Below are 16,952 nucleotides of genomic sequence, written 5' to 3' on the forward strand. Positions count from 1 at the left end.
ACGAGAACCCCAAGAACCATCAGACCCGGCCGAACCAGAGGCGCCTATCTAGTCATCCAAAGACAACCCGTCAAGCACCCAAATAACAAAACTCAGAGACGAGTTTTCCGTTCGCCGGCAGCGGTGCCGCCCGCGTTCTTGAGCCGGGTTATAGGCCCCAACCCAACAACCGTCAACCCAAATCCGAACCTTCCGAAACACATCCCGAAAGCCAAAGCCCAACCTGTGGACAAGGCACAGCCAGATCCACGGGAACCCCCGGGATCCCGCCGCTTACAGCTAAGCGACTGAAAAGATTAACGTTCGTTAATCAACGCCACACCGGCAAGCAACCGCCGAGACGAGGCCGCGTCCATCGGCAAAACCGGAGCACGCGAAGCAGCAGGCTGGCCTGCGAACGTCTCGATCCCTGCCTTTGCAGCGCAGCGCACGCCAGAATCGTGCGTCCTTCGAGGCCGCCTGCGGCGGCACCTCAGGATGAGGCAGAGGGTACGCCACCGGCAGGTGTGTGCCTCGCCTCCTGGGCGCCCTTCCCTCTGTCCACATTCACAGGTCGGTGCAACCTTCGAGGCTCGGATTGATCCGGGTCCCTCAGAGAGGATGAGGAAAGACAGCCCGCGGGCCAGCTGCCTACGAGACCATCCCGAGCGGAGATCGAGAATGGGGCGGCCGCGAAACAGAAACGGCGGCCCGAAGGCCGCCGTCTGAAGGTGTTGGGATAGAGACCGGGGAAATGACTTTCCCCTAGCGCTCCATAAAGATCTCGCGTTTGCCCGCGTGGTTGGCGGGGCCGACAATGCCTTCCTGCTCCATCCGCTCCATGATCGAGGCGGCGCGGTTGTAGCCGACCTGCAGGCGGCGCTGGATGTAGGACGTGGAAGCCTTGCGGTCGCGCAGCACGACGGCCACCGCCTGCTCATAGGCGTCGCCGCCTTCCTCGCCCATGGAACTCTTGTCGAACACGGCGACGTCTTCCTCGACCGGGGCGGCCTCATCGGCCTCCTCGTCGCTGGCGGTGACGGCGTCTAGATATTCCGGACGGCCCTGCCGCTTCAGATGCGCCACGACATGCTCGACCTCGAGATCGCTCACGAACGGGCCGTGCACGCGGGTGATGCGGCCGCCGCCGGCCATGTAGAGCATGTCGCCCTGGCCGAGCAGCTGTTCGGCGCCCATCTCGCCGAGGATAGTGCGGCTGTCGATCTTCGACGTAACCTGGAACGAGATGCGGGTCGGGAAATTCGCCTTGATCGTGCCGGTTATGACATCGACCGAGGGACGCTGCGTCGCCATCACCAGATGGATGCCGGCGGCGCGGGCCATCTGCGCCAGACGCTGCACGGCGCTTTCGATCTCCTTGCCGGCGACCATCATCAGATCCGCCATCTCGTCGATGATCACGACGATGAAAGGCAGATGGGTCAGATCCATCACCTGCTCTTCCTGGGTCATCTCGCCCGTCGTCCGGTCGAAACCGGTATCGATCGTGCGGGTGATGACCTCGCCATTGGCGCGAGCCTCGGCGACGCGGACGTTGAAGCCGTCAATGTTGCGCACGCCGAGGCGCGACATCTTCTTGTAGCGCTCCTCCATCTCGCGCACGGCCCATTTCAGGGCGGTGACCGCCTTCTTCGGGTCGGTGACGACGGGGGTCAGAAGATGCGGGATGCCCTCATAGACCGAAAGCTCCAGCATCTTCGGATCGATCATGATCAGGCGGCATTCTTCCGGGCGATGCCGGTAGAGCAGCGACAGGATCATGGTGTTGATCGCGACCGACTTGCCGGAGCCGGTGGTGCCGGCGACGAGCAGATGCGGCATACGGGCGAGATCGGCGATCACCGGTTCGCCGCCGATGGTCTTGCCGAGGCAGAGGCCGAGCTTGGCCTTGGCTTCGGCGAAATCCTGGCTGGCCATCAGTTCGCGCAGCCAGACCGTTTCGCGGGTCTGGTTGGGCAGCTCGATGCCGATGACGTTGCGGCCTTCGACCACAGCGACGCGCGCGGATACCGCGCTCATCGAGCGGGCGATGTCGCCGGAAAGGCCGATAACGCGGCTCGACTTGGTGCCGGGCGCCGGCTCCAGCTCATAGAGCGTGACGACCGGGCCGGGATTGGCGTCGATGATCTCGCCGCGAACGCCGAAATCGCGCAGCGTCTGCTGCAGGAAGGTCGAGTTCTGGTCGAGATATTCGGCCGAGAGCTCGAAAGGCGGCTCGGTGACCGGCGGCTCGGCCAGCAGCTCGAGCGGCGGCAACTCGTACTCGCCGGCATGGAAGCTGACGACCGTCTCGGCGCGAACCGGCGCGGGCTGGGCCTCGGCAACGACTTCGACGGGAGCTGCAGGAGCGGGCTGCGGCGCCGCCGCTTCCACCGGCTCGCTGGCGACGGAGTCGAGGAAGCTCTCGCGCCGCAGGCGACGCTGCTCGCGCGAACGGGCGCTCAGGCTTTGCGCCGGCGTGACCCAGATCGGCCATTCGAACCAGACCTGAATCGAGGCCTGGACGAAGCCGGGCAGCAGGGTTTCGGGCGTGCGCAGGACCGGGGCGATGATCTGCGGCACGGTTGCGACAGGCGCCGCGGCGAGCGGAGCCGCGACCGCTTCGGGCTTCGCCTCGGCGGTGACGGGCGCTGCCGGCGCCTCGGCCTTGGGCTCCGGACGGACCGGACGGGAAACCCGGCCCGGGGCAAGGTCGGCGGCCGGAATGCGCGGCGCGGCGACGGGCGCCTCTTCGAGCCCGATGACACGCGGCGGCGGCACGGCGCGGCCGACCTGAATCAGACGCTCGAGCCTGCGAATGTTGGAAGGCCGCGATGCGGCGACGATCTCGGCCTGATGCGCGTCGGCGTCCGAAACCGGCGTCTCGGCCGGCGGCGGCGGCGGCGCCAGTTCGACCAGCGCTTCGACCGACGCTGCGATTGGCTCGACCGTCTCGGGGGCGGCCGTTTCGGGCACCTCGGGAACGACTTCGGCCGGGGCCGCTGCCTCGGGCGCGTCGCCATCCGCGCCCTCGCCCTCGGATGCGGGGCCGCGCGGGCGACGCAGATAGTCGGGCGTGCGGGTGAAGCGGGCGTTCATGCCGGCGGTGAAGGGCTGCAGCCAGGAGGGCAGCGGCTCGCCATCGGGGCCGAGCACCGGCGCATCGCGGGGCGCGGCCGGCGCGGGCTGGTGCGCCGGCGGAACCGGGGGCGCTACCGGCGCACGGGACGAAGTGGCATAGCGGGGCGCCTCCCGATCCATCGAATTCGGCACAGCCGGTTCGGCGGGAATGAAGGCGAGAGGATTGGGAGGCCGATTGGAAGAACGCATGTTTGTCGCTGACCCTGGTACGCGGTCTGGCCGACCGTTGCTGGTCGCTCAGGAATACGAAGAACAGCGTTAACGAATGGTTTGAGCCAGACCGACAATCCACCATTCGGGGCCGCTGTTGCACGGGGTCCACAGGGCTGCCCGACAGGCGTCGCAACGCCGGCGGGAAGCGGCTGTCGAACAGGCCCGAACGCTAGCGCGGCATTGCGGGAAAATGCCGGCCCGATTTTCCCGCTTGTCGAAACGAGAGAGCCGACGCAAGCTGCTGAAATCGGCGTGGAGCCGGAGAGTTAAACGTTTATCCAGGAGGGATCTCGCGCATGGATACGATCGACCCGACGGCCAGCCAGGACGGCGTCGCCGCTGTCTCCTATAAGGATCCCGCCGCGCCGGCGCTGTTTACCGATTCGCTGCACCGCACCGGCTTTGGCGTCGTTCGCGACCACCCGATTCCGCAGGCCCTCGTCGAGGAGGTCTATGCCGAATGGCTGGACTTCTTTAACGGCGACGCCAAGCATGCCTTTGCCTTCGACAAGGCGAAGCATGACGGTTTCTTTTCCTCGGCGGTTTCGGAGACGGCCAAGGGCAATACCAAGCGCGATCTCAAGGAATTTTTCCACGTCTTCCCCTGGGGGCGCTATCCGACCGAGGTGTCGGATGCGGCGCGGCGCTATTATGCGCTGGCGAGCGAATTCGCCGGGGAACTGCTCTCCTGGGTCGAGGCGCACACGCCACCGGAAGTCAGCGCCAAATTCTCCATGCCGCTCGCCAAGATGATCGAGGACAGTCCGGCGACCCTGCTGCGCATCCTGCGCTATCCGCCGCTGACCGGCGAGGAAGAGCCCGGCGCCGTGCGGGCGGCGGCGCATGAGGACATCAACCTGTTGACCGTCCTGCCGGCGTCGAACGAACGCGGCCTGCAATTGCGGACCGCGACCGGCGAATGGGCCGACGTCCCGTCCGATTTCGGCACGCTGGTGATCAATGTCGGCGACATGCTGCAGGAGGCTTCCGGCGGCTTCTACAAATCGACGACGCACCGCGTGGTGAACCCCTCCGGCGACGGCGCCCGCCGCTCGCGCGTCTCGATTCCGCTGTTTTTGCAGCCGCGCCCGGACGTGGTGCTGTCGGAGCGCTACACGGCCGAATCCTACATGGACGAGCGCCTGCGCCAGCTCGGCGTCAAATAGCGTCGGCGGCCGTCGTCTCAGTGGCTGGCCCGCAATGCGACAAGCGGGCCTTCCCGCTCAAGCCACGCTGCGCCTTACCTCTCCCTGAGGGAGAGGTGAAGGAAGGCTTCGGGCCCTGCTGCTGGGGAGGTTCGAGATAGTACCTCACCTTCAACCCTGCATCATCGGCCAGACACCTAGATCGCGCGCACGCTGTCGCGCTCGGTCAGTTCGACGTCGAGCGAGGTGACGTCGGTCGCCTCGGGATCGGTCATCAGGGTAAGAATCCGCGCCACGACATGCGTGGCGATCTGCGGAATCGAGGGCGATACGGTGGTGAGGCGCGGCGCGCACTGCTCCGTCTGCTTGCAGTCGATATAGCTCAGCACCGAGAGATCGCCGGGCACGTTGATGCCGAGCTGGTAGGCGGCCTGCAGCACGCCGAAACCAAACTGGGTGCCATAGGTGAAGACCGCCGTCGGGCGGGGCGATTTCTCCAGCATCGCCCGCGCCCGGTCGCGCGCATCGAGAAAATCATAACCCGTCTCGACCATCCAGCGCGGGTCGAGATTGAGGCCGAGGCGTGCGGCGGCCTTGCGCGAGCCGGCCAGCAATCCCTGCGCGCGCGGCAGGCTCGGGCCGGTCATCAGGCCGATGTCGCGATGGCCGCGCTCGGCCAGATAGGTCAGCGCCATCTCGGCGCCGAGGTCGAGATGCTCGACCAGGCCCTGCTCGCGAAACTCGGCCAATCGGTCCCAGTTCAGCATCACGCAGGGCAATTGCGCGGCCAGCGTCGCCTCGTCCTCGATCCATTCGTCGGAATGGCCGAGCACGACGACGCCGGCCGCGCGCTGCAGCAGCGAGGCCAGGGCGCCGCCGCGCCGCATCTTTTCCAGCGTCGCGATCTGCACCCGCAACACGCTCAGATCGTGCCGCTCGAAACGCGCCTCGATCGCCGCCGAAACGTCGTCGAAAAACGAGGTATCGGCGTGCGGCGCCGCCAGGAAGATGACCGGGACCTGGGCCGTCTTGAACCAGGCGGCCATCGAATCCTTGCTGTAGTCGAGATCGGCGATCGCCTTGCCGATGCGCTCGGCCGTCGCTTCGCTGACCGCCTTGGTCTTGTTCATGTAATGCGAGACCGTGGCGATCGATACGCCCGCCAGCGCCGCTACATCCTTGATCGTGCTCATGCCCGCCACCCCATTCGCGCGATCATGCCGTCTCGTCGCCGCCTGTCCAGTCCCTTAGCCACCGAGGCACGCCTCGTCGCATCCTTCCCTGCCCGCTTCTTCGGCGATGTTCGCCTGAGAAATCGTCTTGACGCGCCGACAACCTCGATTAAGCTCATGGAAAACGTTTAACCGATTTCAATTCGGTCGTCATCCGGGCCGTGGCGACCGGCCAAGAAAATCCGCCCGAACCAGAGCGAACAACGAGCAGGGACAATCCAGATCATGGCGCATATCACCCGCAGGGGCCTTTCCACCCTTCTTCTCGCCTCCGTCGCGACCGCGACGCTCGGCCTCGCTGCCTCGACCGGCGCTGCCCTGGCCGATGGCCCGAAGAAGGTGGTCTTCCTCGTCAACGGCAATCTCGGCGACAAGTCCTTCTTCGATCTCGGCGCCACCGGCATGAAGCAGATCAAGGCGAAATACGGTGACGCGGTCGAGACCAAGGTCATCGAGATGGGCACCGACCAGACCAAGTGGCTGCCGACCTTCGAGGACGTCTCGGAACAGGGTTTTGACCTGATCGTCTCCTCGACCTTCGAGATCGCCGACATCCTGAGCGAGGTCGCGCCGAACCATCCCGACCAGACCTATGTGCTCGTCGATGGCGTCATGCCCTATGAGAAGGGCGGCTACGATAACGTCTATTCCGTCGTCTTCAAGCAGAACGAGGGCTCCTACCTTGCCGGCATCCTCGCCGCCGGCCTGCTGAAGGACGGCACCATTCCCGCCGACCAGGGGACGTCGATCGGCTTCCTCGGCGGCATGGACATCCCCGTCATCAACGATTTCCTCACCGGCTATGTTGAAGGCGCGAAGTCGGTCAATCCGGACATCAAGGTGGCGATCTCCTATGCCGGCTCGTTCAACGACGCCGCCAAGGGCAAGGAACTGGCACTGGCGCAGTACCGCACCGGCACGGCGATCGGCTTCAACGTCGCCGGCCTGACCGGCCTCGGCCAGCTCGCCGCCGCCAAGGATGTCGGCAAATGGGCGCTCGGCGTCAATTCCGACCAGGAAGCGATCTTCAAGGAGAGCGACCCGGCCATGGCCGCCAAGGTGGCGACCTCGATGGTCAAGCACATCGACGTCTCGATCCTGCGCACCTACGACCTGTTCCTGGAAGGCAAGCTTCCGGTCGGCAAGGTGGAAGCCATTGGCCTGGCGGAAAATGCCGTCGGCCTGGTCGAGACCGGCAACATGAAGACGCTAGCCTCCGACGATCTAAAGAAGCAGATCGAGACGGCCCGCGCCGGCATCATCGACGGTTCGATCAAGGTCACATCGGCCTTCGGCCTGGAGACGGACAAGCTCAACGCGCTGCGCGACAGCGTTCGCCCCTGAGCCTTCGTTCCGAAGCCCTGCCCGATAGCCCTGGAGGTCGCATGACCGATCGGCCCCTTATCGCCTTTGCCGGCATCTCCAAGACCTATGGCAACGGCACCCTCGCGCTCGACGACGTGTCGTTCGCGATCCGGCCCGGCGTCATCCATGCCGTCTGCGGCGAAAATGGCGCCGGCAAATCGACCCTGATGAAGATCCTGTTCGGCCTCGAGCAGCCCTCATCGGGTTCGATCCAGCTGGATGGCGAGGCGGTGGCGATCGCCTCGCCCCGCGTCGCCGCCGAAAGGGGCATCGGCATGGTTCACCAGCATTTCTCGCTGGTGCCCTCGCTCTCCGTCGCCGAGAACATCGTTCTGGGCCAGGAGCCGCGCCGGGGTGCGTTTCTCGACCGGGTGGCCGCACGCCGCCGGGTCGAGGAATTGTCCCGGCGCTACAATCTCGCCGTCGACCCGGACGCGACGGTACGCACGCTCTCCGTCGCCGCGCAGCAGAAGGTCGAAATCCTCAAGGCGCTGTCGCGTGACGTCCGCGTGCTGATCCTCGACGAGCCGACGGCCGTGCTGACCCCGCCCGAGACCGACGAATTGTTCGACCGGCTGCGCGACATGCGCGCCGCGGGCCTCACCATCCTCTTCATCTCGCACAAGCTGCGCGAGGTCCGCGCCTTAGCCAGCCATGTCACCGTGCTGCGCGCGGGAAAGCTTGTCGGCGACGCGCCGCTGGCCGCCATCGACGACGAGGCGATCGCCCGGCTCGTCATGGGCCAGGCGGCAGGCCCGGCGCTGAAGCGCGGCGGCCGGTCCTCCGGCGCGCCACGCGTCGTCGTCACCGGCGTTCATCTGAAGGCCCGCGACGCCAATGACCGCGTGGAGGGCATCGACCTGACCGTGCATGCCGGCGAAATCCTCGGGGTCGCCGGCGTCGATGGCAGCGGCCAGCGCGGCCTCGTCTCGCTGCTGACCGGCCGCGCCCAGCCGACGGCAGGCGCCATCACCTATGAGGGCAAGCCCACCGCCGGCCTCGGCACGGCGGCGTTGCGTCGGCTTGGCCTCGCCCACCTGCCGGCCGACCGGTTCCAGGATGGCGGCTCGAAGCGCATGACGCTGGTCGAGAATGCGATGGCCGGCGCCCACCGCCTCGCCGCCTTCTCGACCGGCCCTTTCCTGAAGCGCCGCGCGATGGAGACGCGGACGGAGGAGATGATCGCGCGCTACAAGGTGCGCTGCCCCGGCCCGAACGCGCCCCTCTCGGCGCTTTCCGGCGGCAATGCGCAGAAGCTGATCGCAGCGCGCGAATTCGCCACCGAGCCGCATTTCATGATCGCCGACCAGCCGACGCGCGGCATCGACGTCGCCGCCGCCGCCTTCCTGCATGAGCGGCTCGCGGAGCTTGCGGCCAAGGGCGGCGCCGTGCTGCTGATCACTGCCGATCTCGACGAACTGCTGACTCTCTCCGACCGCATCGTCATCCTCTATGCCGGCCGCATCGTCGCCCGGTTGGAGAACGAACCCGGCCTGACGCCGGAACGGCTCGGCCCCTACATGCTCGGGCTGGAGAGCGCCGCATGATCCGCTCCGCTTTCGCGTCCTTCGTCATCACCGCCATCCTGCTGGTTCTGGTCGTCGGCATCGTGCTCGTGCCGATCGCCATGAGCCTTCCCGATCCGCTCGCCGTGCTCGATACCTTTGTGTTCGGCCCGTTCCGCAATCCGCGCCATACCGGCAACATCATCGAGATGGCGACGCCGGCGATGATGTGCGGGCTCGCCGTCGCCGTGATGTTCCGGGCCGGCATGTTCAATCTCGGCGTCGAGGGCGCGTTCTTCCTCGGCGGCCTCGCCACCGTCGCGACCGTGCTGCTGGTGCCGCTGCCCGCCTTCGCCATGGCGCCGGTCGGCATTCTCGTCGGCGCCGTCGTCGGGTCCAGCGTCTGCGCCGTGCCGGGCTATCTGCGCGCCCGCTATGACGCGTCCGAACTGGTCTCGTCGCTGATGTTGAACTTCGCCGCCCTGTTCATCGGCCTGTTCGTCGTCAACTACTTCCTGCGCGATCCCGCCGCCGGCGCCATGGTGTCGTTCAAGATCCCGGCCGAGGCCAAGCTGCCGAAGCTCATCACCGGCACACGCATCCATCTCGGCACGCTGATCGCGCTGGCCGCCTGCGGCCTCGGCGCCGTGTACCTGTTCATGACGCGGGCCGGCTTCGAGGCGCGCATCGTCGGCTCCAATCCTAGCTTCGCCGCCCATCTCGGCCTGCCGATCCGCTCGATCCTGCTGCGTTCGCAGGTAATCGGCGGCCTGATCGCCGCCGGGGCCGGCGGCATCGAGATGCTCGGCCTCTACCAGCGCTTCTCCTGGCAGTCGCTTCCCGGCAATGGCTGGACAGGCGTCGTCGTGGCGATCCTCGCCCGCGACAACCCGATCCTGCTGATCCCGGCCGCGCTGTTCCTCTCCTACCTGCAGGTCGGCGGCGACCTGATCGCCCGCAATTTCGACGTGCCGAGCGAGGCGGTCGGATTGATCCAGGCCCTGGTCCTGATCGTCGTCACCGCCCAGGCGATCATGCGAAACCCGCGCCTGATCCGCCTCGTCGCGGGCAAGAAGCCGGCCGCCAGCCCGGCCCAGGAAACCAAGGCCGTCGAGGGAAGCGTCGCATGACCGATTTCGATCTCGCTTCCCTCATCACCTTCATCCCGGCCATCCTGCGCGTCACCACGCCGATCCTGCTCGCAGCCCTTGGCGTGCTGATCTCCGAGCGCGCCGGCGTGCTCAATATCGGCGTCGAGGGCATGATGCTCACCGGCGCCTTTGCCGGCGTCGTGGTCAGCGCCGCGACCGGCAGCGCGTCGCTAGGCTTCCTCGCCGCTCTAATTGCAGGTGGCCTGCTCGGCGCCCTGCTCTCCTTCGCCGTGCATGTGCTGAAATCCGACCTGATCCTGTCCGGCATCGCCCTCAACATGGCGGCCGCCGCTGGCACGACGCTGCTGCTCTTCATGCTGACGGGCGACAAGGGGATGTCGGGCTCGCTGTCGAGCAAGGTGCTGCCCCATCTCACCATCCCCGTCATCGCCGGCATCCCAATGCTCGGCACGCTGCTATCCGGCCATCACATCCTGACCTATGCCGCCTTCCTGGCAGTGCCGGGCGTCGGCCTGTTCCTGATGCGCACGCCGATGGGACTGCGGCTGCGCGCGGTCGGCGAAAATCCGGAATCGGCGGCCATTGCCGGCATCAATGTCCGCCGCGTGCAGATCGGCGCGCTGGTGACGTCCGGCGTCTTCGCCGGCGCTGCGGGCGCGTTCCTGTCGATGGGCTATGTCAGCTGGTTCTCGCAGAACATGAGCGCCGGCCGCGGCTTCATCGCGCTTGCCGCTGAGGTGATGGGCCATGGCAGCGCCTCGGGCACGATGTTCGCCTCGCTGCTGCTCGGGCTTGCCGAGGCCGCGTCGATCGCGCTGCAAGGCGCGGGCCTGCCCAGCGAGCTGATGCAGACCGTGCCCTATCTCGTCCCCGTCATCGCCCTCGTCGTCCACGCCCGCCGCCGCCAGCGCCAGCTGGCGCGGGCGTGATTCCCCGGCGAAGGCGCCACCCCTTCCGTTCTTGCCCGACCGCCGTATCCCGGCCGGACGGGACCGACAGCCAAAGGAAATTCTCCGCATGAACAAGATCAAGGTCATCTTCGACACCGATCCCGGCGTCGACGACGCCATGGCGCTGCTCTTCCTGCACCACGCGCCGGAAATCGAGCTGGTCGGCATCACGACGACGCTGGGCAACGGCACGATCGAGACGACCACCCGCAACGCGCTCTACCTGGCCGAGCGCTTCGGCATCGACGTTCCCGTCGCGCAGGGCCCGGCCACGCCGCTGGTAGGCCCGGCCGGCGAGCCGCCGCATTACGTCCATGGCCATAATGCGCTGGGCGATATCGCGCTGCCCGATACCATCGCCAAGACGGTCGACCCGCGCCCGGCGCACCGGCTGATCATCGACCTCGTGCGGGAAAGCCCGGGCGAGATCGCCATCGTTGCGGTCGGCCGCATGACCAATCTGGCGCTGGCACTGCGCGAGGACCCGGAAATCGCCGGCCTGGTCAGGCAGGTCGTCATCATGGGCGGCGCCTTCGGCTTCCATGGCAACCACGGCAATGTCACGCCGGCGGCCGAGGCCAACATCATCGGCGACCCGCTCGCCGCCGACGAGGTGACCGGCGGCAGCTGGCCGATCACCATGGTCGGCCTCGACGTCACCCAGCGTACGCAGCTTACGACCGAATATCTGGAAGCGCTGGCACGCGACGGCGGCGAAGCCGGCCAGTTCATCTGGGACATCACCCGCTTCTATGTCGCCTTCCACCATGCGGCCGGCGTGCCGAACATGTTCGTGCACGATTCCTCGGCCGTCGCCTACCTGATCGATCCTACCCTGTTCACGACGCGAAGCGGCGCGATCCGTGTCATCACCGAGGGCATGGCGATCGGCCAGACCATCCAGAAGCCGGATGGCTACGCCTTCCCGCCCGGCGACTGGGACAACCGGCCGTCGCACAAGATCTGCACCGAGGTCGATGCCGAGCGCTTCAAGGCGTTGTACCGTCAGACGATTCTCCGCGGGGCATAGGCGCGACCGGCGCCGGCAGGGTCAACAGCAGGACCCGCCGGTCGCCGAGGCTGCGCGGCTGGGCGTCGATGCCCGCGAGCGGGCCGATGGCAGCCAGTTGCTCCTCGGGCGGAACTTCCACGTCATGCAGCAGCGTGACGAGGCGCAGCGGGTGGCGGATCGTCTCCCGCGTCACCGCGCCGAGATGGATCGGCTGCCGGGTCGCGTCGTCGACGGCGGGATTCGTCGTCGGCCAGAAGCGCAGCACCAGCCGGCTGTCGGACCCGAGCGGGCGCACCAGGGTCAGCGCCGCGAAGCGGCCGACATGGGTGAGCGGCAAGGGCGGCAGCTGCGCCAGCGTCGCATCCGGCGACAGGAACCGCGCCATGGCGACGGCATCTCCCGAGGGCGCTTCCTGCCAACCGGCGGCGACCAGCGCGGCGCGCAACGTCGCGACATCGACATCGGCCTGCAGCAGCAGCGCGCCACCTTCGGAGCCGTCCAGCTCCCAGCGCTGCGCCGGCAGCGTGCTCCAGCCGCCATCGAGCCAGTTGGCCTCGACCAGCGTCGTTTCGGGCATGCGCGGCCGGTAGGCCTCGAGCGCGGTCGGGAAATGCAGGTAGATCCGCACGCCGCCCGCAACGGCGAGCGCCACCACGACGACGGCAGCGAAACGCCAGGGCTGCATGGCGCGGATATCCGTGCGGCGGAAAACCAGCGCGTAGATCGCCGCCAGCGCCGAACCCAGCATCAGGCCGGCCAGCACATCGGATGGCCAATGCGCGGCAAGATAGACGCGCGAGGCGGCGACCGCTGCGATCAGCAGCCCAGCCAGCCCGAAGCCGACGATCTTCCAGCGCAGCGCGGCATTATGCGTCGCCAGCCAGGCGATCGAGGCATAAAGCGCGGCGGTGGACGTGGCGTGGCCGCTCGGGAAGCTGAAGGCATCGGCCCCGGAATAGAGATCGATCGGCCGGGGAATGAGCAGCACGCTTTTCAGGAGCGGGACCGACAGCGCCGCCAGCGCCAGGGTCACGACCAGCCCGCCGGCCAGCTTCCGCTTGCCATGCGACAGGATCCAGAGCGCGGCCGCAGCAAGCACGGCGGTGATGACAACACCGTCGCCGACGCTGGTGATGGCGATCATCGCCTTGTCGAGCGCCGGCGTCCGCCAGCCCTGTACCAGCGTCGAGATCGCGGCATCCATGCGGGTGATCGGCTCGCGCATGAAAACGTCTTCGGCGAGGCCGACAAAGGCCCGCGCCAGCGCGATCACCGCGATGCCCATGACGATCAGCGTCGAGGTGCCGGGATCGTCGGGATCGAGGACATAGACGACGGCGCGGTCGAGCCATGTGCCGCGCCGCTTGCAGCCGATGACGAAATGGCGATAGCGCCGCGCGAGGCTGGGCGCGATCCAGCGTATGGCGAGATGGAGCGCCCAGATGGCGAGGCCCGCCAGAATCAGCGCGCCAACGACGAGGGCGACCAGCCGTCCGGCGATCGACCCGAGCACGCCGAGCGCCAGTCCCATGCCGGCGCCGGGCAGGATATGGGCCGGCGCCCAGACAAGGGCCGAGAGGATGTTGACGACATAGAAGCGCAGGGGCTTCATGCCGACGACCCCGGCCACCACCGGGATGATGGCGCGAACGCCGGGCACGAACCGGCCGATCGCCACGCTCATCGCGCCGAAGCGATGGAAGAACGCCTCGCCCTTGTCGAACAGCTCGGGTCGCTCGCGGAGCGGCCAGGTGGCGCGGATCCGCTCCTTGTAGCGATGGCCTAGCCAGTAGGAGACGCCATCGCCGGCGATCGCGCCGAGCGTCGCCCAGAGCAGGACCGGCCAAAGCGGCAGATCCCCCAGGCCGACCACCGCCCCGATGGCGATCAGGATCGCCGTTCCTGGCACGAACATGCCGATAACCGCGATCGATTCGGCCATGGCGGTAACGAAGACGAGCAGGCCCGCCCAATGCGGGTGCTGGGCAACCAAGTCGATGAAGGACTGCAGCCAATCGTTCATGACAGCGTCCGGCCGCGGCCTGGATGGGCCCGGCGCTGCATCAGGCGGCGGCCTCGGTGTTGCCGATCTGGAGGACGGTCAGGCGTTTGATGTCGCCATTGCGGGTCTCCCAGCTGATCGATTCGCCGACGCCGACGCCGATCAGCGCCGCGCCGATCGGGGTCAGAACGGAGATGCGGCCCTGGCCGATATCGGCATCTTCCGGATAGACCAGCGTCACCTTGCGCACGGTACCGGCCGTATCGTCGCGGAACTCGACCTCATGGCCCATGCGCACGAAGGGATGGGCGCGCTTGCCATCGGCGACGATCCGCGCACGGTCGAGTTCCTCCGTCAGTACCGCCGCGACATCGGGAACCGTGTGCGTGGCCGCGCGGGCGAGCGTCGAAAGCCGCTCGTGATCGGCAGCGAGGATGGTGATCCGGGGCTTCGCGCGGCTGGCGCTGCGGGTGGTCATGGCGATGGTCTCCAAGGTTTGGTCGGGGACGGCTCGCGCTGAAGCGGCGATCGTCCTGGGAATGATCCGATGCAGAGCCCGCCTCTCCCGCAGCGCTCGGCGGCGAAGGGCGGTAGCGGCTTCCAGGATCTCCTTGCGCAATCATGCATGGCGATCGAGTCGGATGGAATGGATTGAAAGAGCAGTCATGCTGGCAGCAGCCCCGTGTCCGGGGCGAAGGCGCACGCCGAACCCGGGGCTAGTGGCCCGCGATCAGAAGACCTGCGTGGTGCAGGAAACGGCGAAAGGTCGAATGGCTCAGCATGGTGCTCAAGACATAAGCACACTGGCAGGAAAGTCAAACCCGGCGAGTGTCACACGTGAAACACCGGCACGTCTTCCCGGACATGTCTCGCACCACGCGAAAATGCCTCCCGGGGAGGGCGTGCGAGCCGCACGGGGCCTGCCGAAGAGACGTCGGCTCTAGCGCGGGGCGAAGGAGGCGATGTCGACCTCGGGGCGCTGCCCCGAGATCTGGTCGGCGAGCGCCTTGCCGGAGCCGCAGGCCATGGTCCAGCCCAGCGTGCCGTGGCCGCTGTTCAAATAGAGATTGGGATAGCGGCAGGCGCCGATGCGCGGCGGGCCGTCCGGCGTGACGGGACGCAGGCCGGACCAGCGCTCCGCTGCATCGATCGCCGCCTGCGGCACCTTGGGAAACAGCATGCGGAGCGAAGCGATCAGCCCCTCATAGCGCTTCTCCGGCCGGGAGAAATCATAGCCAGCGAGTTCCGCCGTGCCGCCGACCCGGATGCGGTTCTCCAGATTGGTGTGGCCGACCTTCATCGATTCGTCCGAGACGGTGCTGACCGGGCCGACCGCATCCGAATGCGCTTCGATGGTGAGCGAATAGCCCTTCACCGGATAGATCGGCACCTTGATGCCATGCGGCTCCAGCAGGCCCTTCGACCAGATGCCGAGCGCCACGACCACGGCATCCGCCTCGATCGTCTTGCCCCCGGCAACGACGCCGATGACCTTTTCTCGTTCGATGACCAGCTTTTCGGCGGCCTGGCCGTAGAGGAAACTGACGCCCCGTTCCGCGCATCGCTCCGCCAGCGCCTGGGTGAACAGGAAGCAGTCGCCGGTCTGATCGGTTTCCAGCAGCACGCCGCCCACCACCCCGCTGGTGGGATCGATGTTGGGCTCCAGCGAAAGCAGGTCGTCGCGGCCGAGGCTGCGATGGGGAACGCCGAGCTCGTCAAGCACGGCGAGGTCGCGCCGGTAGCCCTCCGCCTGCGCCGCCTCGCGGAAAGCGACGATCAGCCCCTTCTGGCGACCGTCATATTCGATGCCGATCTCGGCCCGCATGGCGTCGGTGCAGTCGCGCGAATATTCGGCGAGCCGCACCATGTTGCGCTTGGCGGCCAGATACTGCTCGACGCTGGAGGCGCGCCACATCCGCCAGAGAAACTGGCTCATGGCAAGATCCGGCATGCGGCTGACGATAAGCGGCGCATGCTTGGCGAAGATCCAAGACGCCGCCTTGCCGATCAGGCCCGGAAAGGCCCAGGGCGAGGACAGCGCCGGCGAGATCTGCGCCGCATTGGCATAGCTGGTGCCGTGCCCGGCCGAAGGGTTCTTCTCGATCACCGTGACGTGGTGTCCGGCCTCGGCCAGATACCAGGCCGTCGTCACGCCGATCACGCCGGCGCCGAGCACGACTATGCGCATTGCTTCCCCGAATTCTCATCGCCGGAATCCGGGCGATTCCGGCCGCCGCCCGAGCAGCGCCGCTACCGTTCAAGCGGAACTCGCGCCGCCGATCAAGCGATCGTTGCGGCTCCCGGACGAGGACGCCGCAGATCGCTCAGGCGAGCTCCGGAATCGGATCGACGCCCAGCCGTTCCACATGCCGGCGCAGCATCGCCTGGTAGAGGGCGCGCCATCCCGTTTGCGGCGTGGCGAGGAACCATGACTGCCGGAGATCCCAGCAACGCCCCATCTGCGCCAGCACGGCAGGATCCGAATTGGTCATCAAGCCGGCCGAGGGATACGGCGTGATCTCGCCGCCATAGAGCTTGCCGTCGACCACCATGAAGTCGACCCGCAAATAGTCCGTCCCCTCCGCCAGCCGCCGCGCGACGGCGATCGCGCGAGAATAGCAATCCGGCACGCGGTACTGCGCTGGCAGCGCGCGGCCGGGATCCTTTGCGACGGTGGAATTGGTGACGCGCAGCCGGCGTCCCGCCGCATCGAAGATGCCCGACCGGCCATCCTCCGTCTTCTCGCCCCGATAGATCAGCGCGTAGAACACCTCGCCGGAAAAGAGATGGACCTTGATCTCGTCGATGGCGCGCGGATCCGGAGCGATCGTGCGTTCGGCAAACAGGCGCTTCGGCGCCATGCCATAGGCCCATTCCAGCGCCTCGACGCCAAAGGTCTGCTCCAGCCAGCCCTGGCAGGTGGCGAGGAAGAGGGCCGCGTCGCCGCGCCGATGGCGGAAGAACCAGTTGCGGTCGCAGGCGGCGTTCATCTTCACGACAACGTCCGCATCCTGCAGCGAGGCGGGCAGATCGGCCGGGTCCGTGCCTTGCCACAGCACTTCCGCGACCGCGACTTCCTGCTGCTGGAACAGGCGCTTTGCCTGCAGCTTGTCGCAATGGGCGATGAAGGCCGGGTTGCGGTCGAATACCCGGCGCCAGAACATCTTGTCGCTATAGCTGACCGGCAGCGCGACGCGGGGCAGCTGGCCGATTTCCGCCCGAAAGGCGCGGGTCGCCTTGCGATGCGTGGCATGGAGCGACGCGTCGATCGAACGGGCCAGCAGGCGACCGGGCAT

General features: G+C 67.2%; 12 protein-coding genes. 6 read left to right on the forward strand and 6 right to left on the reverse strand.

Annotated elements, in window-relative coordinates; translation table 11 throughout:
• Positions 1–744: 744 nt before the first annotated feature.
• Positions 745–3,309, reverse strand: coding sequence for a DNA translocase FtsK (locus ACHMWQ_RS02870; protein WP_396306334.1), 2,565 nt, complete (start codon positions 3,307–3,309; stop codon positions 745–747).
• Between the two features lie 320 nt (positions 3,310–3,629).
• Here ACHMWQ_RS02870 and ACHMWQ_RS02875 point away from each other — a divergent pair, with 320 nt between their 5' ends.
• A complete protein-coding gene (locus ACHMWQ_RS02875) occupies positions 3,630–4,499 on the forward strand; it encodes a 2OG-Fe(II) oxygenase family protein (RefSeq protein WP_396306335.1) in 870 nt (289 codons plus the stop codon).
• A 176-nt stretch (positions 4,500–4,675) separates the two neighbouring features.
• Here the strand turns inward: ACHMWQ_RS02875 and ACHMWQ_RS02880 are convergent, their stop codons facing one another.
• Positions 4,676–5,671 (reverse strand): LacI family DNA-binding transcriptional regulator, encoded by a 996-nt coding sequence (locus ACHMWQ_RS02880; protein WP_396306336.1) that lies wholly within the window; start codon positions 5,669–5,671, stop codon positions 4,676–4,678.
• 264 nt (positions 5,672–5,935) lie between these two features.
• On the opposite strand from ACHMWQ_RS02880, the gene ACHMWQ_RS02885 reads away from it, so the two are divergent.
• From ACHMWQ_RS02885 to ACHMWQ_RS02905, 5 genes are all read left to right on the forward strand, one after another.
• The gene (locus ACHMWQ_RS02885) at positions 5,936–7,054 is read left to right on the forward strand and encodes a BMP family ABC transporter substrate-binding protein (RefSeq protein ID WP_396306337.1); all 1,119 of its coding nucleotides are present in this window, start codon (positions 5,936–5,938) and stop codon (positions 7,052–7,054) included.
• A gap of 41 nt (positions 7,055–7,095) precedes the next feature.
• Entirely contained in the window at positions 7,096–8,622 is a 1,527-nt protein-coding gene (locus ACHMWQ_RS02890; RefSeq protein WP_396306338.1) for an ABC transporter ATP-binding protein, read from the forward strand.
• A complete protein-coding gene (locus ACHMWQ_RS02895) occupies positions 8,619–9,710 on the forward strand; it encodes an ABC transporter permease (RefSeq protein WP_354552858.1) in 1,092 nt (363 codons plus the stop codon). The genes ACHMWQ_RS02890 and ACHMWQ_RS02895 overlap by 4 nt, the downstream gene beginning before the upstream one ends.
• Positions 9,707–10,621 (forward strand): ABC transporter permease, encoded by a 915-nt coding sequence (locus ACHMWQ_RS02900; RefSeq protein ID WP_396306339.1) that lies wholly within the window; start codon positions 9,707–9,709, stop codon positions 10,619–10,621. The genes ACHMWQ_RS02895 and ACHMWQ_RS02900 overlap by 4 nt, the downstream gene beginning before the upstream one ends.
• Before the next feature lie 88 nt (positions 10,622–10,709).
• Positions 10,710–11,672, forward strand: coding sequence for a nucleoside hydrolase (locus ACHMWQ_RS02905; protein ID WP_396306340.1), 963 nt, complete (start codon positions 10,710–10,712; stop codon positions 11,670–11,672).
• On the opposite strand, the gene ACHMWQ_RS02910 is transcribed toward ACHMWQ_RS02905, so the two are convergent.
• From ACHMWQ_RS02910 to ACHMWQ_RS02925, 4 genes are all read right to left on the reverse strand, one after another.
• A complete protein-coding gene (locus ACHMWQ_RS02910) occupies positions 11,632–13,677 on the reverse strand; it encodes a VTT domain-containing protein (RefSeq protein ID WP_396306341.1) in 2,046 nt (681 codons plus the stop codon). The two genes, ACHMWQ_RS02905 and ACHMWQ_RS02910, sit on opposite strands and share 41 nt — an antisense overlap.
• A gap of 40 nt (positions 13,678–13,717) precedes the next feature.
• Positions 13,718–14,134, reverse strand: coding sequence for a nucleoside diphosphate kinase regulator (gene rnk, locus ACHMWQ_RS02915; protein WP_354552865.1), 417 nt, complete (start codon positions 14,132–14,134; stop codon positions 13,718–13,720).
• 462 nt (positions 14,135–14,596) lie between these two features.
• Entirely contained in the window at positions 14,597–15,844 is a 1,248-nt protein-coding gene (locus ACHMWQ_RS02920; protein WP_396306342.1) for a D-amino acid dehydrogenase, read from the reverse strand.
• Between the two features lie 136 nt (positions 15,845–15,980).
• The gene (locus tag ACHMWQ_RS02925) at positions 15,981–16,952 is read right to left on the reverse strand and encodes an ATP-grasp fold amidoligase family protein (RefSeq protein WP_396306343.1); all 972 of its coding nucleotides are present in this window, start codon (positions 16,950–16,952) and stop codon (positions 15,981–15,983) included.

It is taken from the genome of Kaistia sp. UC242_56, assembly GCF_044452255.1.
Classification (GTDB): domain Bacteria; phylum Pseudomonadota; class Alphaproteobacteria; order Rhizobiales; family Kaistiaceae; genus Kaistia; species Kaistia defluvii_A.